Origin of the sequence: Mesorhizobium sp. B2-3-5, from assembly GCF_006442395.1 — a bacterium.
Classification (GTDB): Bacteria; Pseudomonadota; Alphaproteobacteria; order Rhizobiales; family Rhizobiaceae; genus Mesorhizobium.
In genome coordinates this window covers 462,052-484,880 of the sequence record NZ_VFVX01000001.1, presented here as the reverse complement: position 1 = coordinate 484,880, position 22,829 = coordinate 462,052, and the positions used below count along the sequence as shown (strand labels likewise).

Below are 22,829 nucleotides of genomic sequence, written 5' to 3'. Positions count from 1 at the left end.
GCTTGGGTTTGTCAATCCTGCAGCACGCCGCCGGCATCTTCCAGCGCCTCGCGGGTGTCGACATCGACTGACGCGCCCTCGCCGATATCGACATCGATGACATCGAGCCCTTCGGCCTCGACCAGATGGCGGGCACCGGTATCGCCTTCGAGATGGGCGATCGCCGGGAACAGCGAGCGTGGCAAAAGCACCGGGTTGCCGCGCTTGCCCTCATGCGAGGCGCGAACCACCGAATTGCCTCCAGCCTTGCGGAAGGCATCGATCAGCCTGTCGAGGTCTTCGGACGCGACACCCGGCATGTCTCCTAGCACGATCATCGCGCCGGCGGCGTCCTCGGGCAGATAGGCAATACCGGCTTTCAGCGAGGTGGACAGGCCATCGCTGAAATCGGGATTGTCGGCGAAGATGACGTCGAGCTCCGACAAGGCCGCGCGTACCCGCTCGCGCTGATGGCCGGTGACGACGATCGTGCCCGATGCCTTCGAGGCGAGCGTACGCTCGACGGTACGACGCACCAGCGGTTGGCCATCGAACAGCGCGAGCAATTTGTTCGGCCCGCCCATGCGGCTCGACCGGCCGGCCGCCAGAAGAACGATCCCGACCTTGAGCTTGCTCTTGGCGGGCAGCGGCTCGCGCGGCTGCGGCCGCGTCGGGATTTCCATCAGCAGCCCGCCGACCCCCATGCCGGCAATGTCGCGGGCGGTGACGTCGAGCCCGGCAATCAATCGGTCAAGCACCCAGTCGAAGCCGTTTTCCTTGGGACTGCGGGCGCAGCCGGGCGCACCGATGACGCGCTTGCCGGCAAGCGTGCCGAGCACCAGCAGGTTGCCGGGATCGACCGGCATGCCGGCGCGGATGACGGTCCCCCCCGCCATTTCGATCGCCGCCGGAACGACATCGGCGAAATCGCTCATCGCCGAGGCGCCGAAGATCACCACCATGTCGTTGTCGCGCGCCAGCGAGCTGGCAGCCTCGGCCAGCGGCGCGATCTCGTGCGGCGTGCGGCGTTCCGCCGTCAGCCTGCCGCCCGTGCGCGCCAGCCGTGCTTCGGTGACGCGCAACGTCTTGTCGAGCACACCGGGCTTGATGCCCGGCAGAACCGTCTGGATGACGCCGACGCGCACCGGTTGATAGGCGTTGACCGCAAAGATCTCGCCGCCAGCGCAGATTCTCGTCACGGCGCCGACAAGCGTGGAGGCGACAGCGAACGGGATGATCTTCACCGTGGCGACCATCCCGCCTTTCTCGACCGGCGCGTGCTGGGGCAGCGTCGCGATGGTGATGGCGGGATCGACAGCGTTGATGGCGTCGATCATGGCGGCATCGACCGTGAAGATGCCGGCCGCCCTGGCATGGAGGTTGACCCGACCGGTGGCGGCTGGCCTGGCTTCGATGCCGCTGAAACTCATGCTCTCGGCAATTCTTTGCGCCGCGGCGTCCTCGCTGAGATCGTCCGCGGCCAGCACGGCCGCAACGACCTGCGATATCCCCGCTCCTTTGAGTATGGAGACATCTTCGGCGCTCAGCCTGTGGGCCTTGCGAAAGCGCCTTTCGCCGGCGGTGGTGGCATGCGCCAGCACCGCGCCTTCGGCCGCCTCGATTGGGATCGGACCGAATTTCACGCCACCGCGCCCGCAGAAGGCCGCGCGTCAACCTGGACGCGCGATGCAGAGGCATCGAGGCCGCGCGAGCGGAAGGCGGAGATGGTCTGCGCGAGAATGGCAACGGCGATCTCGGCGGGGCTCGCGGCACCGATGTCGAGCCCGATCGGCGCGTGGATGCGGGCGATCTGCTCGGCACTCGCGCCCAGCGCCAGCAAACGTTCGATGCGCTTGGCGTGGGTCTTGCGGCTGCCAAGCGCCCCGACATAGAAGCAGTTGGCGTCAAGCGCCGCCTTCAGCGCGAAATCGTCGATCTTCGGATCATGGGTGACGGCTGCGAGCGCCGTGTAGGCGTCGAGCGGCTGGCGCTTCAACACATCTTCCGGCCACTCGGCGTGCAAGGCGACATCGGGAAAGCGGTCCGGCGTGGCGAAAGCGGTGCGCGGATCGATGATCTCGAGGGGATAGCCGGCGATCCTTGCCATCGGCGCCAGCGCCTGACTGATATGAACGGCGCCGATCACCACAAGGCGCGGCTGCGGCAGATGCGCATTGAGAAAGAAGGTCCGTCCTTCCGCTTCGACGGAACCGGAATTGCCTGATCGGAAAGCCCTGGCGATCGCCGTTCCGAGTTCGCCCGCAACCTGGTCGCCCTCACGCACGATACGATCGCGGCCGTCACCAAGATCGGTGACGAGGATCACCGCGCGGCGGGCGCGTCGTTCGGCGTTAAGTGTCTTCAGCGCGTAGGGATCCATGGAAGATCAGCCGAGCCTTTCCACATAAACCTTGATGCGGCCACCGCAGGACAGGCCAACCTGCCAGGCGGTCTCATCGGCGACGCCGAACTCCATCATCCTTGCCTTGCCGGAGCCGATGACGTCCATCGCCTCGGTCACCACCGCGCCCTCGACACAGCCGCCCGAAACGGAGCCGTGGAAATTGCCGTCCGCGTCGATGACGAGATGGCTGCCGACCGGACGCGGCGCCGAACCCCAGGTCTCGACCACGGTCGCGATCGCGACATCCCTGCCTTCCTTCATCCAGCCTTCCGCGATGATCAGCGGATCGCGGGCCTCGTCGAGATAAATGCTGTCGCTCATCGTTGCTTCTCTCAGGGGTCTGTTTTTCCAAGGAGCCGAGAAAACATATGGCTATGCGGCGCGCCTCGCGCCAGCATCCATCCATCGCCGGGGATCGACGGAAAGCGCCGATTTCTTGTCCAGCGAGGAGCAGAGGTCGGCGAGCGCGTCGAGATTGTGCACAGAGCGGAATTCGTCGACATGCGGCAGCATCGCCTTGACGCCGCGAGCGCGCGCCTGAAAACCGTCAAAGCGCAGCAACGGGTTCAGCCAGATCAGCCGCCTGCAGGATTTATGCAGCCGCTCCATCTCATCCGAAAGGCCAGCGACATCGTCGCGCTCCAGCCCGTCGGTGATCAGAAGCACGACCGCGCCCTGTCCCAGCACACGCCGCGACCATGTCAGATTGAACTCGGCCAGCGCATCGCCGATGCGGGTGCCGCCGGACCAGTCCTTGACCGCCACAGAACAATCGGCGAGCGCCGCATCGGGATCGCGATGGCGCATTTGCCGCGTCAGATTGGTCAGCCTGGTGCCAAAGACGAAGGTGTGAACGCGTCGGCGTTTTTCCGTCAGCGCGTGCAGGAAATGCAGGAAGATGCGCGTATATTGGCTCATCGAACCGGAAATGTCGGCCAGCACCACCAGCGGCGGGTGGACTTCGCGGGCCGAGCGGAATTTCGGCAGGATCAACTCGCCGCCGGTGCGCGCGGCCGCGCGCATCATGGCGCGCGGATCGATGCGGCGGCCATGCGCATCGGCCTTGAAGCGCCTTGTCCGCACCATATCGACGGGCAGCCGCAACTCGGCGATCGCCTTCCTGGCGTCGGCCATCTCGGCGGCATTCATCTGGGCAAAATCCTTGCCCCGCAACACCTCGTTACCGGAAAATGTGAAGCGGGCATCGACCTCGATCTCGGGAACTTCCCGCGGCGGCTGGTTCTTGTGGTGGCCTTCGAACATCGCCTGGGCGACACGGTTTTCAGCCGCGCGCGGCTTCTGCTTCTCCCTGACGTCGGGCGCCACCGGCGAAAACATCGCCAGCAGTTTTTCGATCAGTTCGCGCGACTTCCAGAACAGCCGGAAAGCCTCGTCGAAGGTGGGGTGATCCTCATGTCGTGAGACCAGCACGGCATGCAGCGTCCAGTAGAAATCATCGCGCGAGCCGATGCCGGCGGCGAGCACCGCCTCGATCGCGTCCTTGACCGAGGCCGGCCCGACCCGCATGCCGGCCTTGCGCAAGATGCGGGCAAAATAGACGATGTTGTCGGCGATGCGGCCGTCCGCCGTTGCCTCTCTGGGGTCTGGACGCGGCGCCTTCATTGCGGCTACTCCGCCGCCGCGAGTTCGGCTTTAACCTCGTTGAGGATGCGCCGCCCTTCGCCCTGTTCGATGCGGGCAATGTCATCCTGATATTTCAACAGCACGCCGATCGTGTCGGATACGGTCTCGGGATCGAGCGCCACCTTGTCGAGTTCGGTCAGCGCGCCGGCCCAGTCGATGGTCTCGGCGACGCCCGGCACTTTGAACAGCTCCATCCGGCGCAGCTTCTGGATGAAGGAGACCACCTCCGCCGAGAGCCTCTGGTTGGCCCGCGGCACCTTGCGGCGCACGATCTCCAGCTCGCGCTCGGCATTGGGATAATCGACCCAGTGATAGAGGCAGCGCCGCTTCAGCGCGTCGTGGATCTCGCGGGTGCGGTTGGTGGTGATGATGACGATCGGCGGTTCTTCCGCCTTGATGGTGCCGAGTTCGGGCACCGTCACCTGGAAGTCGGACAAGATTTCGAGCAGGAAGGCCTCGAAGGCTTCGTCCGTGCGATCGAGTTCGTCGATGAGGAAAACCGGGGCCGCCCCCGCCTTGCCGGTCAACGCGTCCAGCACCGGGCGGCGGATGAGGTATTTTTCGGAGAACACGTTGCGCTCCATGGCGGAGCGATCGACCTTGCCGGCCGCCTCCTCCATGCGGATCTCGATCATCTGCGCGGCGTAGTTCCACTCATAGACGGCCGAGGAGACGTCGAGCCCCTCATAGCACTGCAGGCGGATCAGCCGGCGGCCAAGCGCCTCGGCCAGCACCTTGGCGATCTCGGTCTTGCCGACGCCAGCCTCGCCCTCGAGGAACAATGGCCTGTTCATGCGCAGCGACAGGAAAAGCACGGTCGCCAGCGACCGGTCCGCCACATAGTCCGCGCCGGTCAGGAGATCGAGCGTCTCGTCGATCGTCCGCGGCACGGCTCGCGGTCTCAAATCGCTCATTCCTTCTCCGTGGGCGCCGCTGCCCCACTGTCCAGAACGTGGTAGCCGCGTGCGTGATAGATCAGCGGCCGCAAATTATCGGCCATGCGCAGGCCTGTCACCTTGCCAAAAAGCACACGATGGGTCGCCAGATCCTTGGTGTCGATCAGTTCGCAGTCGAACACCGCGAGCGCGCCCTTCAACGTCGGCGCGCCGGTGGAAATCACGTCCCATTCGCCGAGCGCGAAACGCTCCTCGACCGGCAGGCCGGTGATGCCGGAAAACCCAATCGACAGCGGCTGCTGGTGCGACGCCAGTGTGTTCAAGGCAAATCTACCGTTCTTCACGAAAGGCTCGTTCTTGGGATTCTCCCGGTTGAGGCAGACCAGGATGGTCGGCGGCGTGTCCGATACCGAACAGGCAGCAATCACCGTCGCGCCACGCTTGCCCGCCGGCCCGTCCGTGGTGACCACATGGACGTGACCGGCAAAATGGCTCATCGCGTCGCGATAGGCCTGCGGTCCAATATCGTTCTTCTTCAGCACCGGAATTTTCCACAGCCAGAAACCCTACCGCTATATATGGCCAGACATGACATGCCACAAGCGAAGTGCTTGGCCCATATCCCTGAATTCGCGTGTTGCACCAAGGCCGGGCAGCCTTTAGGTCTTGGATGGATTGATGCCTGCGCTGTTATTCGCGGGCTTGGAGGGACTCTTCGAAAGGATGCGATCCGGGGCAACGATATCCGTACTGGCCTGGCTGTTCGTGGCCAGCACGGCCAGCGCTGAGACGCTCACCATCGGCGTCGCCGCGCCCCTGTCGGGACCATCGGCCATCCTCGGCAAGCAGATCGAGACCGGCGCCGAACTTGCGGCGGAAGCAAACGGCATCGAACTCAAGACCGAGGACGACGCCTGCACCGCCGATGGCGGCGCGGCCGCGGCCAGGAGCTTCGCGGCGGCCAAGGTCGGTATCGTGGTCGGCTTCCTCTGCACAGAGGCGATCGAGGCGGCGTTGCCGATCCTGAAGGACGCCAATATTCCGGTCATCACCGTCGGCGTGCGCACCGAAAGTCTGACCGACCGCCGCGCCAAGACCGGCTGGCCGGTCTATCGCCTCGGGCCGCGCGGCGACGATGAGCGCAACGCCGTTGCTTCCGCTCTCACCCACCTGTGGCAGAACGAACTGTTCGCCATCATTGATGACGGCACCATCTATGGCCGCGAGATCGCCGAGACATTTCGCGCGGCGGCGGAACAGGCGGCGCTGAAACCTGTGTTTGTCGACACGTTCCGGCCACAGCTCGACAACCAGATCGGCCTCGTCGGCCGGCTGAAAAAGGCCGGCGCCACCCACGTCTTTGCCGGCGGTGACGGGGATGACATCGCCATTATGGGCCGCGATGCCGCGCAGCTTCAGGCGGGTATCGTCTTTGCCGGCGGCGAAAATCTGCGCACGCCGCCGAGCAACGTTCCCTACGCAACGGGCACGTTGATGATCGCGCCGCCCGAATGGGCCGATGTCGCCGATCGCAAAGTGCTGGAAAGCTTTTCCGCCCGAAAGATCGTGCCGGACGGCTACACGCTGCCGGCCTACGCAGCGGTCGAGATCGCCAAAGCGGCGTCAGCCTTGTCCGAGAGCTCGGGACAGCCGCTCGCCGACGCCCTGACCGGGCATGATTTCACCACCGCGATCGGCCCGATCCGCTTCGATGCCAAGGGCGACCTCAACCAGAGCCTTTACCGCGTCTTCCGCTTCGATGGCACGCGCTTCATGCCCCTGGAAAGCAACTGATGTTCCGCACCGGTCCGCGCAATCTGATCACCGATGTCGCCGGCCTGCGCGTCGGCAACGCGTCCGATACGAGACTGAAATCCGGCGTGACGGCTGTGCTTTGCGACGAGCCGGCGGTGGCTGGTGTACAGATCCTGGGCGGTGCGCCAGGAACACGCGAGACGGACCTTCTCGAACCGCACAATTCGGTGGAGACGGTCCATGCCGTGGTGCTTTCGGGCGGCTCGGCCTTCGGCCTCGACGCGGCGTCCGGCGTGCAGGGCGCGCTGCGCGAGCGCGGCATCGGCTTCGAGGTCGGCGGCTTTCGCGTGCCGATCGTGCCGGCCGCGATCCTGTTCGATCTGCGCAATGGCGGCGACAAGGATTGGGGGCGTTATCCCCCGTACCGGGATCTCGGCTACGAGGCGGCGCAATCCGCCGCCACCGATTTCCAACTCGGCACCACCGGCGCCGGCACCGGCGCGCTGACCGCGGGGCTGAAAGGCGGCCTGGGCTCAGCCTCGACCTTGCTGGACAGTGGCGTCACCATCGGTGCGCTGGCCGCCGTCAACCCGACCGGATCGGTCACAGTCAGCCGCACCCGCCATTTTTGGGCGGCGCCGTTCGAAATCGGTGACGAATTCGGCGGGCAGGGATACCCCTCACCAATGCCGGACGATGCGAAGAGCATCTTGCTGAAGTTTCGCGACAAGTATGCCGGGCAGCAGATGGAAACCGGCGGCAACACGACCATCGCCGTCATTGCCACGGATGCGATCCTCACCAAGGCCGCGGCAAAACGCCTGGCGATGTCGGCGCATGACGGCTTCGTACGCGCCATCTGGCCGACCCACACGCCAGCCGATGGCGATCTGGTGTTCGCGCTGGCGACGGGCAAGAGCGGCATCCGGCTCGAAGCCGATGCGGCAATCGACCTCTATGCCGCGGCCGGCGCCACCATGGCCCGAGCCATCAGCCGCGGCGTGTTTGCCGCGACGCCAGCCGACAATGATCTGTTTCCCGTCTGGTCGTCGCGTCGCTAAAACGGGTTGCCGTTCACGCAAACAGCAACCCGTTCTATCTTGTTGTGTTGACGCAATCCCCGATGGGATTGGCCGAAGCCGTCAAATCAGACCGGATCGGATTTTTCTTCCTCGAACGTCACCGCGACATCCGAGTTCGCCGATAGCCACACCTTCTTGCCATCGACCTCGGCAACCAGGGCCAGAGGGATATAATGATGATGGCCTTTGTGGGCGCCCTCGCCGCTGTCAGCCTTGGTCAGCTTGATACGCTGGCCGTCGACCTTGTCGACGGTGCCCAGATGCACGCCATCGGCACCGACGACTTCCATATGCTCACGAATTTTGCTGGTGACGGTCATGGTGGTTCTCCGTTGGGGACTGCCGACAATAACAAATGACGAGCCGTTTGGATGCATTTTTTGGCGCACGACATTTGATTCGGCCGTCGAACCGACCGCCAGATCGAATGCCTTGCAATACCGATCCCCACCATGCCGACTGGCATGCACCCGTCTTCACCTCACCTGGGCTTTCAGCTCGTCTTCACTTTGGCGCTCCATCATTTCGTGGTGCTGGGTATCCCGGCTCTATTTTCCGCCTGGTTTCATCGCCTTGTTTGCCACCAGCCTCTGCTTTGCTCGGCAGCAACGTTGAGCATTTTGCCCACCTCTGATAGGACGCGGCCAACGCAACGCGAAGCTGGAAATCGATCCATATGATCCCTCGCTATTCCCGTCCGGAAATGGTCGCCATCTGGTCGCCCGAAACCCGGTTTCGCATATGGTTCGAGATCGAGGCCCATGCCTGCGACGCGTTGGCTGAACTCGGCGTCATCCCGAAGGAAGCGGCGAAAACCATATGGGAAAAGGGCGGCGCGGCGAAATTCGACGTCGAAAAGATCGATGAGATCGAGCGCGTCACCAAGCATGACGTCATCGCCTTCCTGACCCATCTTGCCGAATTCGTCGGACCCGACGCGCGCTTCATCCATCAGGGGATGACGTCTTCGGATGTTCTCGACACCTGCTTGGCCGTCCAGCTCACCCACGCCAGCGACATCCTGCTCGCCGACATCGACGCGCTGCTTGCCGCGCTCAAGCGCCGCGCCTTCGAGCACAAGGACACCGTCACCATCGGCCGCAGCCACGGCATCCACGCCGAGCCGACAACCTTCGGCATCAAGCTGGCGCAGGCCTACGCCGAATTCTCGCGCTGCCGCGAGCGGCTGGTGCATGCCCGGGAGGACATCGCGACCTGTGCCATTTCCGGGGCGGTTGGCACCTTCGCCAACATCGAACCCTATGTCGAGGAGTATGTGGCGGCAAAGCTCGGGTTGAAGCCGGAGCCGGTGTCGACGCAAGTGATCCCACGCGACCGCCACGCCATGTTCTTTGCCACGCTTGGCGTCATCGCCTCGTCGATCGAGCGGCTGGCGATCGAGGTCCGGCATCTGCAGCGCACCGAAGTGCTGGAAGCGGAAGAGTATTTTTCTCCCGGCCAGAAAGGCTCGTCGGCCATGCCGCACAAGCGCAATCCGGTGTTGACGGAAAACCTCACCGGTCTCGCCCGCATGGTGCGTTCCATGGCCCTGCCGGCGATGGAAGACGTGGCACTCTGGCACGAGCGCGACATCTCGCACTCCTCGGTCGAACGCATGATCGGCCCGGATGCCACGGTGACGCTCGATTTCGCGCTCGCGCGGCTGACCAGCGTCGTCGACAAGCTGGTCGTCTACCCCGAGAACATGCTGAAGAACATGAACAAGTTCCGCGGCCTTGTGCATTCGCAGCGCGTGATGCTGGCGCTGACGCAGGCTGGCCTGTCGCGCGAGGACTCCTACCGGCTGGTGCAGCGCAACGCCATGAAGGTGTGGGAGCAAGGGGCCGATTTTATCGAGGAGCTTTTGGCCGACAAGGAAGTGACCGCCGCCCTGCCCGAGGCGGAAATCCGCGAGAAGTTCGACCTAGGTTACCACACCAAGCATGTCGACACGATTTTCAGGCGGGTGTTCGGTAAGGCCTGAGGCGAGCTTTCCTTCTCCTCGTCACTATACAGGAGAAAGACGCTGTCGCCGACGGTTTCGCCAACCAACTGCCGATCAGGCCTTACCGGGGGCTGTCCTGATGATCGTGCCCCAAGGGTCTTCGCGGGTCGTTTCGCTGGCAACATTGTCCGAGCGCATCTCCACCCAGGCAAGGCCCGAGCGGGACGGGTCGCGGCGGCCGGCGCCGGCGCTCTGCCAGGAATTGGCACCGATATGATGATGGTAATGGCCTGACGACAGGAACACCGCCTGGCCGCCATATTTGGCCACCGTGTCGAAGCCGAATTCCTGGTTCCACCAGGCCTCGGCCTCTTCCGGCCTGCCGACGCGCAGGTGGACGTGACCAACAATGCTGTTTTCCGGCGCGCCCTGCCAGCCCGCGTCGCCGGCCGGTACTTCGGCGACGACAGAAGGAATGTTCAGCCGCTCGGTCGCCATGGCGATCCTGTCGCCGTTCCACGTCCAGTCCTGTGGACGGCGGTCGGCGTAGATCTCGATGCCGTTGCCCTCGGGGTCGGTCAGGTAGAGCGCTTCGCTGACCAGATGGTCCGAAGCACCCTCGACGGCGATCTTGTCTGATATGGCGTGGTTGATCCAACGGCCGAGATCGGCACGGCTGGGGAGCAGGAAAGCGGTGTGGAACAGGCCGGCGCTGCGCGGATCGTCCGGCTTGGCGGAGGCATCCGGCTCGAGGACCAGCAATGGACGGTTGGCGGCGCCCAGGGTGATCGCGCCGTCGGCCCGGCTTAATTCCTGAAGGCCGACAACCCGGCGGTAATAAGCAGCGAGGCTTTCGGCATCGCGCGCCTTCAGCCCGACACGGGCAACGCTCACCGGCGTGGTGGCGGCAAATGGCAATTCGCTCATTCTTGTCTCCGTTTTGGCAACGCTTGAGGAAGCTCCCAAGGCCAGGAACCCGGCGCCGCCGATCATTGTACGTCGTGTCAGCGCCAAAATCCCGGTCCTCCACGGCTGGTTCTCCAGACGACAGATCGTCCATCGCGATCGTTCACACAAGACGGCGAAAAGCGAACATGGTGTTCACCATTACGAACAGGAGCACGTCGATCAATGGTTGCATGCGGCAATCGCGCTCGCTATCTCAGCGCCATGAAGGTCAAAGACGCAGATATTCTGATCGTTCCGGGCTACACCAATTCCGGACCCGAGCATTGGCAGACCCGCTGGCAATCGAAACTGTCGACGGCGCGGCGCGTCGAGCAGGCGGAGTGGTCCAAGCCGGTGCGCGAGGACTGGACGGCGAGCGTGGCCAGAGCGGTCAACGAGGCCGAGAGACCGGTGGTCATCGTCGCTCACTCGCTCGGTGTCGCGGCGGCCGTGCAGGCCATGTCGCAATTCGTGAAGCCGGTGGCAGGCGCCTTCTTCGTGGCGCCGCCCGATGTCGCGAACCCCAAGATCAAGCCGAAGCATCTGATGACCTTCGGCCCCTACCCACGCGAGCCGTTGCCTTTTCCCTCGATCGTGATCGCCAGCCGCAACGACCCGTTCTGCGCCTTCGATGTCGCCGAGGACATTGCCGGCGCCTGGGGCTCGCTGTTCATCGATGCCGGCGAGACCGGTCATCTCAGCGAGGATTCAGGCTTTGGCCCTTGGCCCGAGGGATCGATGACCTTCGCCAAGTTCCTGACCGAACTCTGACATATGGCCAAACTCTACGCCGAGGCAGCAATCAAACCGCGGACCTGAAATAAACAATAACTTAATGTAACTCGCGTTTATTTGCCATGCTAGCGCATCCGCTTGTTGAACGTATATTTTAGAGCGGACTGAAATAAGTATTATTCATATTCAGTCAAAGGGCCAATGCTTGCGCAAGGATGCTTCCCTAGAATTCTTGAGAGGTGTCGCGGCGCTTGTTGTTTTGAATGGGCATAACTTGGCTGCTTTTGCTCCGTCGGCAAACGGCACCGGAGACGCCGCTGCGCAATCGCTCAAAACCAGTCCGGCTTTCGTCGCCTTCAATGGTGCCTCCGCCGTCTATCTGTTTTTCGTCCTGTCTTCCTATGTGCTTGTGAAGCGTTATTTTCAGACCCGCAAAGCAGAATATCTGCGGCTGGCTGCGATCAAGCGCCTGCCACGCCTGGCTGGCCCGGTGCTTGTTACGGCTCTGTCGTCCTGCCTTGTCTTCAAGCTCGATCTATATTTCTTCGAGGATGCGGCCGCCGTAACCCAATCGAAGTGGCTGAGCAGCTTCGGCAACGCTTCAAAGACGCTTTCGCCGGAGACCGCGAGTTTCGCCGACGCGTTCCTGCAGGGCGCTTGGCGGACATTCATTTTCGGCGACCAATATTATGACAGCAGCCTGTGGACCATGGTGGTCGAGTTCTGGGGGAGCGTGCTGATCTTCGCCCTCGCCCCGATCATCTTTTTCCTCCAGGCCCGCTCGGCGCTGCTGTCCTGGTTCGGCGTCGCAATAGGCGTGTTCTTGGCGTTGCAGGTCAATTTCTACCTTTGTGCCTTTCCGGCCAGCCTGGTTCTCTATTCTCTTCTGGCCATGGAATTTCGCTCGAAGCCATGGGTAATTCGCTCGAAGCCATGGGTAAGAGGTGCCTTGGTGACCGTTTCCCTGATGCTGCTGGGTTATGCTGGGAGTGCCGTAGGCATATACCGCCCTTTCGCCGTGCTTGAGATCGCGATTTCCGATGTAGGCTTGCGGCAAGCCTGCGTGTCCATCCCGGCAAGCATCATGTTGGTCTACGCCATGCTGAGTGTGGAGAACCCGCCGTCATGGTTGTCGAGCAAGGCAGCACGTTTCCTGGGCGAAATGTCCTTCCCGCTCTACCTCGTGCATGTACCCGTGATCTGCTCATTAGGGTCATGGATGGTGCTGGCCAGCGGCTCCGCCGCACTCGCCACCGCCGCCACCATACTGGGTTCGATCGTCGCCGCGTTGCCGCTGATGGCCTTCAACAACTGGTGGGTCCAGGCACTCAACGCTCTGTTCAACAAATTCAGACGCAGCGCGCCAGCCACGGCGGCGCCCGAAACGGCATGACCACGCGACTCTTGTGGGAGCAATTTGTCCAGTCCGGACTCAGGACCCGATCGAGTCCCGCATGCTCTTCAGCAGGGACTTCGCGCCCAACGAAATCAGTGCATGCTCGGAGCCGGTGGCGAGCAGGCGATAGCCCATCGACACGACACGGCCGGCAATTGCCGGTTCGACGACATAGATCGCGGCATGTTTTCCGGCCTTGCGGGTGCGCTCGGCAACCGACGCCACTGTCTCCATCATGCTTTCCAGCGTGGAACTGACCGTGGCGCCATTGGTCCAGGCGATCGAGAAATCGGACGGCCCGAGGAAAATGCCGTCAATGCCCGGCGTGTCGAGGATGCCGTCGAGAGCATCGAGCGCGGCGCGCGTCTCGACCATTGCAAAAGCCATCGTGCGCTGATTGGTGTCGCGCAGCCATTCGGCTTGGTCGCCCTTGCCATGGCGCGGGAAGGCATAGGTCGGGCCCCATGAGCGCTCGCCGAGCGGCGGATATTTCATGGCCGCGGCGAACAGCCTTGCGTCGGCCACCGAATTCACCATCGGCGCGATGACCGCCTCGGCGCCGAAATCGAGCGCCCGGCTCGCCATGTCGAAACGGCCGACAGGAATGCGCACCAGCGCGGGCTTGTTTGCGGCGAGCACCGGCATGAGACCGCGAAGCACGCTGTCCTCGTGATGGCCGCCATGCTGCATGTCGAGCGTAACCGCATCGAATCCCTGTCTGGCGAGAATCTCGACGGTCAGGGCATCCGGCACGCCGGACCAGGCGGTAACCAGCGTTTCATCGGCGGCAAGGCGGGACCTCAGGGACATCTAATCTCTTTCCTTGTTAACGTCGGCAGTTCAGCCGGAAAGCGCGACAAAGGCAAAGAAAAACCGCCCGGAACGGCCGGGCGGTCGATTGGTCCAGTCATTCCTAGGTTTGTCGCAGACACTTTTGCGGAGCCTGCTTCGGCCCGGATCAGGTGTTCTTGATCTGCTCGATGGCCTGCGCCATCAGTTCGTCCATGGTGCGACGGATCTGATGGTCCGACTGGGCGACGCCCGCGGCATCGAAATCCTTGCGGATCTTGCGGAACACGTCGTGATCGCCGGCTTCCTCGATATCGGAAACAACCACTTCCTTGGCGTAGGCATCGGCGTCGGCGCCCGACTTTCCAAGCTTTTCAGCAGCCCACAGGCCAAGCGCCTTGTTGCGGCGCGCCGAGGCCTTGAACCGGAGTTCCTCATCGAAGGCAAACTTGCGCTCAAAGCCCTCTTCGCGATCCTTCATGCTGCTCATGGCTTCCCTCCGGGTCAAATCCGATTCGTTGGCGATGGATATGTGTATTGCCAAAGCACAAACCAAAAGGTCGCGAGCCGGTCAATATGCTTCGTCGCATGCTGCGCTGCGGCATTTCGGTCCTGAAAGCGGTTGATTGAAAGGATTTGCCGATTGAGCAAACGATGTGATTGGGATAGACCCGGCATTGAACGCCCCCGTCGCCGCACTAATTTAGGCAGACGGACAGGAACTGGTCGCTTGCCGCCTGCCCGCAAATCCAGAGAAAAATCAAATGAAAAATCGCCGCCGCATTTATGAAGGCAAGGCCAAGATCCTCTATGAGGGACCCGAGCCGGGCACGCTCATCCAGTTCTTCAAGGATGATGCCACCGCTTTCAACAAGAAGAAACACGAGGTCGTCGACGGCAAGGGTGTGCTCAACAACCGCATTTCCGAGCACATCTTCAACCATCTGAACCGCATGGGCATCCCGACCCATTTCATCCGCCGGCTCAACATGCGCGAGCAGTTGATCAAGGAAGTCGAGATCATCCCGCTCGAAGTGGTGGTGCGCAATGTCGCCGCCGGTTCGCTGTCCAAGCGCCTTGGCATCGAGGAAGGCACGGTTTTGCCGCGCTCGATCATCGAATTCTATTACAAGGCCGACGCGCTCGACGACCCGATGGTGTCGGAAGAGCACATCACGGCCTTCGGCTGGGCGAGCCCGCAGGAGATCGACGACATCATGGCGCTCGCGATCCGCGTCAACGATTTCCTCTCCGGCCTGTTCATGGGCGTCGGCATCCAGCTCGTCGACTTCAAGATCGAATGCGGCCGCCTGTTCGAGGGCGACATGATGCGCATCGTCGTCGCCGACGAGATTTCGCCGGACTCCTGCCGCCTGTGGGACGTGGCGACGCAGGACAAGCTCGACAAGGATCGCTTCCGCCGCGACATGGGCGGCCTCGTCGAGGCCTATCAGGAAGTCGCCCGCCGCCTCGGCATCATGAACGAGAACGAGCCGCCCCGCCCCACCGGTCCGGTGCTTGTCGCCTCGACCGATGGCCTCAAGGGCAAGCCGCACTAACCAAGACCACTATTCGAGCAGGAGCATGTCCAGCGTGATCAAGGCCCGCATTACCGTCACCCTCAAGAATGGCGTGCTCGACCCTCAGGGCAAGGCGATCGAACACGCGCTGTCGGGGCTTGGCTTCGATGGCGTCGGCACGGTGCGGCAAGGCAAGGTGTTCGATGTCGAGCTGGCCGGGGCCGACAAGGCCAAGGCCGAGGCTGATCTCAAGGCCATGTGCGACAAGCTGCTGGCGAATACGGTGATTGAGAATTATAGTGTGACGCTTACCTGAGGTTGTGTCGGAGGGCATGATGGCGGAAGTCACGAACGAACTGATGTTTGAGCTTATGAAGGGCGTGCATCACGAAATCGGCGAACTTCGTCAGGATGTCTCCGAGACGAAACGGGAATTGAATGTAATGCGAGGTCACATGGTGGCAACGCAAAGCGATATCCACAACATCTACGGAATTCTCGCCCGTCAGGATGATCGGCTTGAACGCATTGACCGCCGTCTCGACCCGCGCGAACTCGCCGAATCTCAGAGGCCTTTCGAACCAAAATGAAATCAGCCGTCGTCCTTCTGCCTGGCCTCAATCGCGACCGCGACATGATCGCGGCGCTGACCAAGATTTCCGGACATGCGCCGGCTACCGTCTGGCAGACCGATACCGAAATCCCCGATGTCGACCTGATCGCCATTCCGGGCGGGTTCTCCTTCGGCGATTATCTGCGTTGCGGCGCGATCGCCGCGCGCATGCCGGTCATGCGGGCGGTCGCCGAAAAGGCAGCCAAGGGCGTCATGGTCATCGGCGTCTGCAACGGCTTTCAGATCCTGGTCGAGGCCGGACTGCTGCCAGGCGCCTTGATGCGCAACTCCTCGCTGAAATTCGTCTGCCGGCAGGTAAAACTGCAGATAACCAACGCCAACACCATGTTCACCCGCCGCTATCAGCCCGGCCAGATCATTCGCTCGCCGGTGGCGCATCACGACGGCAACTATTTTGCCGACGCCGAGACGCTGGCTCGCGTCGAAGGCGAGGGCCAGGTGGTGTTCCGTTATGCGGAGGGCACCAATCCGAACGGCTCGATCAACGACATTGCCGGCATCATCAACGAACAAGGCAATGTGCTTGGTCTGATGCCGCATCCTGAAAACCTGATCGAGACCGCACATGGCGGCAGCGACGGCCGTGCGCTTTTCGAAGGCGCCCTCGGCATCGCCGCCTGAAATCATCGAGGCGGACGCGTTGAGAACAGCCGGACATTCCAGCCCGTCTCGTTGGAAAAGTTCGCTTCACTGGGGAGAGAGACGGTCATGAAACTCTATTCGCGGCCGTTGTCGCCCTACTCTTCGATCGTGCGGGCGCTGGCCTATATCAAGGACGTCCCGCTCAAGATCATCGCGCCACCGCCGGGTTTTCCGATCCCCGAAGAATTTCGCGCCATCTCGCCGATGAACCGGATTCCGGTGCTGATCACCGGCTCGGGCGAAACGATCGTCGAGTCGGTGGTGATCGCCGAATATCTCGAGGAACGCTTTCCGGAACCGGCACTGCTGCCCGCTGATTCCAGGGATCGCGCTCTTGTGCGCATGTTCGCACGCATCACCGATCTCGATGTGCTTGCGCCGACTATGAAGCTTTTCGAACTGCATTTCATGCCTGAGCGCAACAATGCCGAGATCGAAACCCAATTCGCCCGCCTGCACCACGGGCTGGCGGCGATCGAGGCGCGCATGGCGCAAGGCCCTTTCGCGCTCGGCGACGAAATCAGTTTCGCCGACGCCTGGCTGACGCCGACGCGCTTCATCTTCAACAATTTCCGCGCCATGATAGGCCGCCAAGACCTGCTCGACGCCTATCCCAAATTCGATGCCTATGAGCAGATCGCCCTGCAGCACCCGGCATTGTCGAGAGTATGGGGCGAGATGACCGACGGCCTGAAAATCTTTCTGTCCGAACTCGAGATGGGTGCCGCTTGATCAAGAGCAAGACGATCACCTTCGTTGCCCTGGCAGGCTTTGTCTTGGCATCGTGCCAATCGAGCCCGAAGAGCACGCCGGTGCCTTCAGGCAAGAGTGCTGCGCTGCTGGCCATGGAACAGGTGGCGATATCGGCCCACAAATGCTGGATCGCCAGCAAGGACCCGGCCTTCAGGCAATATCAGATGGCCAATGAGCTGAACTCCTTCAGCGGCACGCCGCGCTTCCTGCTGGTGCCGGCCAAGCACTATGGCGGCAAGCCGTTGCTGGTCGTGCAGGCGCAAGGCAATTCGAGCCGTGTCGACGTGTTCGGACCGCTGATGAACGACCCGCTTGGCGCACGCATCGGGGCCGACATCGCCCGCTGGCAGGCCGGCAACCCGGCCTGTGCGGCAACTGCCTAGCCCATCGGCCGCTTCCTCGACGTCGCCAAGAACGGTGCAGCCAGTGTTGCCATGGCGGCGCTGGCCGTCACAGCGATGTTTCTGATGATCTGCGTTGTCGCCGTTTTCGTCGATCCTGGCGTTGCGCGTCTGCGGACCAAGAGTGTCCGCTAAGACCAGCCTACTCCCAGAAAGGCCTGATGGCCTCACGGTGGGCATCGCATCGGGAAATGCCGATGTCCTTGAGCTGATCGTCGGTCATCTCCAGCAACGCCAGCCGGCTGCGGCGGCGCTCCAGCAAATGGTCGATCCATCTGGCTAACGACCTGATCACACGCACTATGCTGCCGACAAAGCCGCGTTGGCCGGACGGGCGTAGCGCCTGGCCTGATAGCTCGGGTCTCGAATGACGGATTGTCGCGATTGTATCCATTTTTATCTACCGGACTTCTCGATTGTACCCCTTCTCGGGTACGCTGTCGATATGTATTGACTCACAATTCGGTGCAATATACAAAATTGTCACCATGACAAGTTGGCTTCCAGACCTCACCGCCGGTTCCGGTCCTCTTTATCAGCGCCTTGCTGACAGCATTGAGTCAGATATCGACCGGGGCGTGATCGATGCCGGCGCGAAACTGCCGCCGCAGCGCGACCTCGCCTATGACATCGGCGCCACCGTCGGCACGGTCGGCCGGGCCTACCAATTGCTGCGCGAGCGCGGGCTGGTGAGTGGCGAAGTGGGGCGAGGAACCTATGTGCTCGGCCAGCGTGCCGAAGGCGTGAAGCCGGAGGCCCTCGACGTCAGCGTGGAAGGCACGCGCTATGTCGATGCGCCCAAGGACAAGCTGCGTTTCGACAGCACCGCGGCACCCGATATCGGCCAGGGCGCTGATGTCGCCGATGTGCTGTCGCGCACCGCACAGGATCATCCGCACGAAATTTCAAGCTATACGCGCGATTTTCCGGACCGCTGGTATGAAGCCGGCGCCCGGTGGCTGTCGCGCAATTCCTTTCGACCAGCCGCCGACGCCATCGTTCCGACGCTCGGCACCCATGCCGCGGTGATGGGCGCGATCGCCGCGCTGACAACGCCTGGCGACTATGTCGCCTTCGAACACCTCACCTATTCGCAGATATCCCGCAGTGCTGGGCTGATCGGCCGGCGCACCGCGCTGGTGGCATCGGATGACCTAGGCATCGATCCCGACGATTTTGAGCGCGTCTGCGCGCAAAAGCATCCCAGGATGATCTTCCTGATGCCGACCGCGCAGAATCCGACACTGGCGACATTGTCGGCCGCGCGCCGCGAGGCGATCGCGCGGGTTGCGCGCGACTACAATGTCGTCATGATCGAGGACGACCTTTACGGCAACCTGACCGACGACCCGACACCGCTGCTGGCCGAATTCGCGCCCGAACGCACGATCGTTGCCGGCGGCCTGTCGAAATCGGTGGCGGCCGGCATGCGCGGTGGCTGGCTCTCCTGCCCGCCCGCCTATCGCCACCGTATCCGCGTCGCCCACAAGATGATGACCGGCGGCATGCCGTTCCTGCTGGCCGAGGTGAATGCCCGTCTGGTGCTTTCGGGGCAGGCCAGCGATATCCGCAAGCGCAGCATCGCCGAAATCAGCGCCCGCATCGCGATCGTTCGCGAGACCTTGGCCGGCTTCGCGTTCAAGTCACACGACAAGGTGCCCTTTGTCTGGCTTACCCTGCCCGACCCCTGGCTTTCCGGCACCTTCAAGAACGCCTGCCTGGAACACGGCGTGCTGATCGACGACGAGGACGAGTTCAAGGCCGGCCGCTCGGAACAGGTCTTTCATGGCGTCCGTTTCGGTGTTTCGCAGCCGAGACTGCGTGGAGACGTCGCCGACGGCGTTGCGATCATCAGGCGCCTCCTCGATGAGGGCCGCGCGGGCTACGACAGCTTCTCCTGAACCGCGAAGCGCCTCGGGCACCAGGGACGCCAACCATCGGCCTCCCTGTGGCTTTGTCAGGTTTTCGTGCGTTTTCGCCAACCGACGGGTGTATCGGCCGCAAAGCTTGCGATAAGAGGGGACTCAAAATCCCCGCTCCATGGACATACATCCCCGCCCATGACCATTTCCAATTCCGTGCCGATCACTCCAGAACTTATCGCCGCCCATGGGCTGAAGCCCGATGAGTATCAGCGCATTCTCGATCTCGTCGGACGCGAGCCGAGCTTCACCGAACTCGGCATCTTCTCGGCGATGTGGAACGAGCACTGCTCCTACAAATCTTCGAAGAAGTGGCTGCGCACGCTGCCGACCACCGGGCCGCAGGTCATCCAGGGGCCGGGCGAGAATGCCGGCGTGGTCGACATCGGCGACGGCGACTGCGTCGTCTTCAAGATGGAGAGCCATAACCACCCGTCTTTCATCGAGCCCTACCAGGGCGCGGCGACCGGCGTCGGCGGCATCCTGCGCGATGTCTTCACCATGGGGGCGCGGCCGATCGCGGCGATGAACGCATTGCGCTTCGGCGCTCCCGACCACGCCAAGACCAGGCATCTCGTCGCCGGCGTGGTTTCCGGCGTCGGCGGCTATGGCAACTCCTTTGGCGTGCCGATGGTCGGCGGCGAAGTCAATTTCGATGCCCGCTACAATGGCAACATCCTGGTCAACGCCTTCGCGGCCGGCCTTGCCAAGACCAACGCCATCTTCCTGTCGGAAGCCAAGGGCGTCGGCCTGCCGGTTGTCTATCTCGGCGCCAAGACCGGCCGCGACGGCGTCGGCGGCGCCACCATGGCCTCGGCGGAATTCGACGATAAGATCGACGAGAAGCGCCCGACCGTGCAGGTCGGCGACCCCTTCACCGAAAAATGCCTGTTGGAGGCTTGCCTCGAGCTGATGGCCTCCGGCGCCGTCATCGCCATCCAGGACATGGGTGCCGCGGGGCTCACCTGTTCGGCGGTCGAGATGGGCGCCAAGGGCGACCTTGGCATCGAGCTCGATCTCGACAAGGTGCCGGTGCGCGAAGAGCGCATGAGCGCCTACGAGATGATGCTGTCGGAAAGCCAGGAGCGCATGCTGATGGTGCTGCGCCCCGAAAAGGAAAAGGAAGCCGAGGCGATCTTCCACAAATGGGGTCTCGACTTCGCCATTGTCGGCAATACCACCGACGATTTGCGTTTCCGTGTATTGCATCAAGGTGATCAGGTCGCCGACCTGCCAATCAAGGATCTCGGCGACAAGGCGCCGGAATACGACCGTCCCTGGATCGAACCCAAGAAGCCGGCGCCGCTTGCCGCCAACGATATTCCGCAGGCCGATGTCGCCGAGGCACTGCTGAAACTGCTCGGCGGACCGGATCTTTCGTCGCGCCGCTGGGTCTGGGAACAATACGACACGCTGATCCAGGGCAATTCGCTGCAGCTTCCCGGCGGCGATGCCGGCGTGGTGCGCGTCGAGGGCCATCCGACCAAGGCGCTCGCCTTCTCGTCCGACGTCACGCCGCGCTATTGCGAAGCCGACCCCTATGAGGGCGGCAAGCAGGCGGTGGCCGAGTGCTGGCGCAATCTCACAGCCACCGGCGCGTTGCCGCTGGCCGCCACCGACAACCTCAATTTCGGCAATCCGGAGCGACCCGAGATCATGGGCCAGCTGGTCGGCGCGGTGAAAGGCATCGGCGACGCCTGCCGGGCACTCGGCTTCCCGATCGTTTCTGGCAACGTCTCGCTCTACAACGAGACCAACGGCCAGGGCATCCTGCCAACACCGACCATCGGTGGCGTCGGCCTGATCGCCGACTGGTCGAAGATGGTGCGGATCGGCTTCGCGGCCGAGGGCCAGATGATCCTGCTGGTCGGCGCTCCCGCTTCCTGGGGCACGCATCTTGGCCAGTCCGTCTATTTCAGAGACATCCATGGCCGCACCGACGGCCCGCCGCCGCCGGTCGACCTCGAGCACGAGAGGCGCGTCGGCGACCATGTGCGTTCGCTGATCGCGTCCGGCATCGTCACGGCGGCGCATGATGTTTCGGACGGCGGCATTGCGGTCGCCTTGGCCGAAATGGCGATGGCGTCGGGCCTTGGCGCGACCGTTCCCGGACTGGTCGGCACCGATCCGATACCGGTCTGGTTCGGCGAGGATCAGGGCCGCTATCTCTTGACGCTGTCGATCGATCCACATGGCGGGCAATGGGACGCCATCCGCAAGCAGCAGGGCGAACTCGGCATCTTCGCGCCCTGGATCGGCTCGACCGGCGGCGCCGCGCTGAAGCTCGGCGACGCCAGGGCGATCCCGGTCAGCGCGTTGACCGCCGCGCATGAGGGCTGGTTCCCGCGCTTCATGGACCAGGCCAGTTGACGAGGCTGGCCGCCCGGGCGCTGCTCGCAGCTGTCTTCTGGCCGTCGCTGTTCTTCTTCTGGTTCCTCGGGCCGTTCGGTTTCTTCCTGCTCTCGACAACCTCGAGCGAGGTTTGTCCGAGGCTGGAAACGCGCGCCGAATTTCTCGCCGCGGCCAACGGCACACTTCCGATGCTGGTGCTGCAGGACCTCATCTACGCGGTTCCGATCATTTGCCTGGTGCTTTGGACCCGGCTTCTGCCGGACAACACGCGAACAGGTCAGGTCGTCACCTGCATCAAGCTTTTCGCTGTCGCGGCCGTGCTGGGGGCATTGTGGGAATATGGCTCTTCGCTTGTCTGCGATGGCTATGGCCAGCCGTTCTTCTCGCCCGCCTGGCGGATGACCGGCTACCTGCCGATCGCCAATCTGGCGGTGAACCTTCCCCTCTATGTGCTGGTCTTCAGCCTTGGCCGCACCTTCTCGATGCGCGATGACGAGCCTGCGGACGATGCGATCCATCACGATGAGAATGCCTCGTAGCCGACAATCGCTCCGATGGCGGACGGAACGGCTTCAATCCCAGCCGGAAAGGCTTTAGGTTTACCCCGACTCTCATCGCACGGGCGGCCAAGTCGCCGCCCGCCCGAAACAGGAAATTCTGCAATGGCAATGGACGCCCGCGACATTGAAAAACTGATCAAGGACGGCATACCGGACGCCCGCGTGACGATCCGCGATCTCGCCGGCGATGGCGATCATTACGCCGCCGAAGTCGTGGCCGAAAGCTTTCGCGGCAAGAGCCGCGTCCAGCAGCACCAGATGGTCTATGACGCGCTGAAGGGCAATATGGGCGGCGTGCTGCATGCATTGGCGCTGCAGACAAGCGTTCCCGACTGAGGATCAACCAACTCGGCACCCGCTTGGCCCAAAACGCTCCACTCTTTGCGCCATTTCGGCCCCGGCGCGGCTAATGTCTTGTTTCGGGCAACCTATGGGTTTATCTGAAGGACATGCTTCGAGCCTGACTCCCACA

Annotated in this window: 26 protein-coding genes; 15 read left to right on the top strand and 11 right to left on the bottom strand. The window is 62.9% G+C overall.

Annotation, left to right across the window (positions count from 1 at the left end; genetic code table 11):
* Nucleotides 1-11 precede the first annotated feature (11 nt).
* The 6 genes from FJ958_RS02485 to FJ958_RS02460 are packed head-to-tail and all read right to left on the bottom strand — an operon-like array spanning nt 12 to nt 5,465.
* A complete protein-coding gene (locus FJ958_RS02485; protein WP_140738944.1) occupies nt 12-1,622 on the bottom strand; it encodes a molybdopterin-binding/glycosyltransferase family 2 protein in 1,611 nt (536 codons plus the stop codon).
* Complete coding sequence (locus FJ958_RS02480; RefSeq protein WP_140738941.1) at nt 1,619-2,359, bottom strand: XdhC family protein; 741 nt, start codon at nt 2,357-2,359, stop codon at nt 1,619-1,621. The genes FJ958_RS02485 and FJ958_RS02480 overlap by 4 nt, the downstream gene beginning before the upstream one ends.
* A 6-nt stretch (nt 2,360-2,365) precedes the next feature.
* Entirely contained in the window at nt 2,366-2,704 is a 339-nt protein-coding gene (locus tag FJ958_RS02475) for an XdhC family protein (protein ID WP_140738938.1), read from the bottom strand.
* 51 nt (nt 2,705-2,755) lie between these two features.
* Nucleotides 2,756-4,006, bottom strand: a complete 1,251-nt coding sequence (locus tag FJ958_RS02470; protein ID WP_140738935.1) for a VWA domain-containing protein — start codon at nt 4,004-4,006, stop codon at nt 2,756-2,758.
* A gap of 5 nt (nt 4,007-4,011) precedes the next feature.
* Entirely contained in the window at nt 4,012-4,941 is a 930-nt protein-coding gene (locus FJ958_RS02465; protein ID WP_140738932.1) for a MoxR family ATPase, read from the bottom strand.
* Nucleotides 4,938-5,465, bottom strand: coding sequence for a flavin reductase (locus tag FJ958_RS02460; protein WP_140738929.1), 528 nt, complete (start codon nt 5,463-5,465; stop codon nt 4,938-4,940). The genes FJ958_RS02465 and FJ958_RS02460 overlap by 4 nt, the downstream gene beginning before the upstream one ends.
* 181 nt (nt 5,466-5,646) lie before the next feature.
* On the opposite strand from FJ958_RS02460, the gene FJ958_RS02455 reads away from it, so the two are divergent.
* Together FJ958_RS02455 and FJ958_RS02450 are read left to right on the top strand one after the other, a co-directional pair.
* Nucleotides 5,647-6,717: a branched-chain amino acid ABC transporter substrate-binding protein gene (locus FJ958_RS02455; protein WP_140738926.1), complete on the top strand. Its 1,071-nt coding sequence runs from the start codon at nt 5,647-5,649 to the stop codon at nt 6,715-6,717.
* The gene (locus FJ958_RS02450; protein ID WP_140738923.1) at nt 6,717-7,739 is read left to right on the top strand and encodes a P1 family peptidase; all 1,023 of its coding nucleotides are present in this window, start codon (nt 6,717-6,719) and stop codon (nt 7,737-7,739) included. The genes FJ958_RS02455 and FJ958_RS02450 overlap by 1 nt, the downstream gene beginning before the upstream one ends.
* 86 nt (nt 7,740-7,825) lie before the next feature.
* On the opposite strand, the gene FJ958_RS02445 is transcribed toward FJ958_RS02450, so the two are convergent.
* Nucleotides 7,826-8,080, bottom strand: coding sequence for a DUF2171 domain-containing protein (locus tag FJ958_RS02445; protein ID WP_140738920.1), 255 nt, complete (start codon nt 8,078-8,080; stop codon nt 7,826-7,828).
* Nucleotides 8,081-8,436: 356 nt separating this feature from the next.
* Between FJ958_RS02445 and purB the strand changes: the two genes are divergently transcribed.
* Nucleotides 8,437-9,744, top strand: coding sequence for an adenylosuccinate lyase (gene purB / locus FJ958_RS02435; protein ID WP_140738917.1), 1,308 nt, complete (start codon nt 8,437-8,439; stop codon nt 9,742-9,744).
* A 75-nt stretch (nt 9,745-9,819) separates the two neighbouring features.
* Here purB and FJ958_RS02430 read toward each other — a convergent pair whose 3' ends face one another.
* Nucleotides 9,820-10,632 carry a VOC family protein gene (locus FJ958_RS02430; RefSeq protein WP_140738914.1) on the bottom strand — a complete coding sequence of 271 codons (813 nt, stop codon included), beginning with the start codon at nt 10,630-10,632 and terminating at the stop codon, nt 9,820-9,822.
* A gap of 243 nt (nt 10,633-10,875) precedes the next feature.
* On the opposite strand from FJ958_RS02430, the gene FJ958_RS02425 reads away from it, so the two are divergent.
* Both FJ958_RS02425 and FJ958_RS02420 read left to right on the top strand, forming a co-directional pair.
* Nucleotides 10,876-11,424, top strand: a complete 549-nt coding sequence (locus FJ958_RS02425; protein ID WP_140739170.1) for an alpha/beta hydrolase — start codon at nt 10,876-10,878, stop codon at nt 11,422-11,424.
* Between the two features lie 169 nt (nt 11,425-11,593).
* On the top strand, nt 11,594-12,781 hold the full coding sequence (locus tag FJ958_RS02420) for an acyltransferase (RefSeq protein WP_140738911.1): 1,188 nt from the start codon (nt 11,594-11,596) through the stop codon (nt 12,779-12,781).
* 39 nt (nt 12,782-12,820) lie between these two features.
* Here FJ958_RS02420 and FJ958_RS02415 read toward each other — a convergent pair whose 3' ends face one another.
* Together FJ958_RS02415 and FJ958_RS02410 are read right to left on the bottom strand one after the other, a co-directional pair.
* Nucleotides 12,821-13,594, bottom strand: coding sequence for an HpcH/HpaI aldolase/citrate lyase family protein (locus FJ958_RS02415; RefSeq protein ID WP_140738909.1), 774 nt, complete (start codon nt 13,592-13,594; stop codon nt 12,821-12,823).
* A gap of 148 nt (nt 13,595-13,742) precedes the next feature.
* Entirely contained in the window at nt 13,743-14,063 is a 321-nt protein-coding gene (locus tag FJ958_RS02410; protein ID WP_140738906.1) for a DUF1476 domain-containing protein, read from the bottom strand.
* A gap of 274 nt (nt 14,064-14,337) precedes the next feature.
* Here FJ958_RS02410 and purC point away from each other — a divergent pair, with 274 nt between their 5' ends.
* From purC to FJ958_RS02380, 6 genes are all read left to right on the top strand, one after another.
* Nucleotides 14,338-15,132 carry a phosphoribosylaminoimidazolesuccinocarboxamide synthase gene (gene purC / locus FJ958_RS02405; RefSeq protein ID WP_140609361.1) on the top strand — a complete coding sequence of 265 codons (795 nt, stop codon included), beginning with the start codon at nt 14,338-14,340 and terminating at the stop codon, nt 15,130-15,132.
* Between the two features lie 34 nt (nt 15,133-15,166).
* Entirely contained in the window at nt 15,167-15,409 is a 243-nt protein-coding gene (gene purS / locus FJ958_RS02400; protein ID WP_140739168.1) for a phosphoribosylformylglycinamidine synthase subunit PurS, read from the top strand.
* Nucleotides 15,410-15,428: 19 nt separating this feature from the next.
* Nucleotides 15,429-15,683, top strand: coding sequence for a hypothetical protein (locus FJ958_RS02395; RefSeq protein ID WP_140738903.1), 255 nt, complete (start codon nt 15,429-15,431; stop codon nt 15,681-15,683).
* Complete coding sequence (gene purQ, locus FJ958_RS02390; protein WP_140738900.1) at nt 15,680-16,348, top strand: phosphoribosylformylglycinamidine synthase subunit PurQ; 669 nt, start codon at nt 15,680-15,682, stop codon at nt 16,346-16,348. The genes FJ958_RS02395 and purQ overlap by 4 nt, the downstream gene beginning before the upstream one ends.
* Before the next feature lie 87 nt (nt 16,349-16,435).
* Entirely contained in the window at nt 16,436-17,101 is a 666-nt protein-coding gene (locus FJ958_RS02385) for a glutathione S-transferase family protein (RefSeq protein ID WP_140738898.1), read from the top strand.
* Nucleotides 17,098-17,505: a hypothetical protein gene (locus tag FJ958_RS02380; RefSeq protein WP_140738895.1), complete on the top strand. Its 408-nt coding sequence runs from the start codon at nt 17,098-17,100 to the stop codon at nt 17,503-17,505. The genes FJ958_RS02385 and FJ958_RS02380 overlap by 4 nt, the downstream gene beginning before the upstream one ends.
* Nucleotides 17,506-17,665: 160 nt before the next feature.
* Here FJ958_RS02380 and FJ958_RS02375 read toward each other — a convergent pair whose 3' ends face one another.
* A complete protein-coding gene (locus tag FJ958_RS02375; RefSeq protein ID WP_140738892.1) occupies nt 17,666-17,917 on the bottom strand; it encodes a DUF1127 domain-containing protein in 252 nt (83 codons plus the stop codon).
* A 94-nt stretch (nt 17,918-18,011) separates the two neighbouring features.
* On the opposite strand from FJ958_RS02375, the gene FJ958_RS02370 reads away from it, so the two are divergent.
* From FJ958_RS02370 to FJ958_RS02355, 4 genes are all read left to right on the top strand, one after another.
* The gene (locus FJ958_RS02370) at nt 18,012-19,424 is read left to right on the top strand and encodes a PLP-dependent aminotransferase family protein (RefSeq protein WP_140738890.1); all 1,413 of its coding nucleotides are present in this window, start codon (nt 18,012-18,014) and stop codon (nt 19,422-19,424) included.
* Nucleotides 19,425-19,583: 159 nt separating this feature from the next.
* On the top strand, nt 19,584-21,815 hold the full coding sequence (gene purL, locus FJ958_RS02365; RefSeq protein WP_140738887.1) for a phosphoribosylformylglycinamidine synthase subunit PurL: 2,232 nt from the start codon (nt 19,584-19,586) through the stop codon (nt 21,813-21,815).
* On the top strand, nt 21,812-22,336 hold the full coding sequence (locus FJ958_RS02360; protein WP_140738884.1) for a hypothetical protein: 525 nt from the start codon (nt 21,812-21,814) through the stop codon (nt 22,334-22,336). The genes purL and FJ958_RS02360 overlap by 4 nt, the downstream gene beginning before the upstream one ends.
* Nucleotides 22,337-22,459: 123 nt before the next feature.
* Entirely contained in the window at nt 22,460-22,693 is a 234-nt protein-coding gene (locus FJ958_RS02355) for a BolA family transcriptional regulator (protein ID WP_056562227.1), read from the top strand.
* The last annotated feature ends 136 nt before the right edge of the window (nt 22,694-22,829 follow it).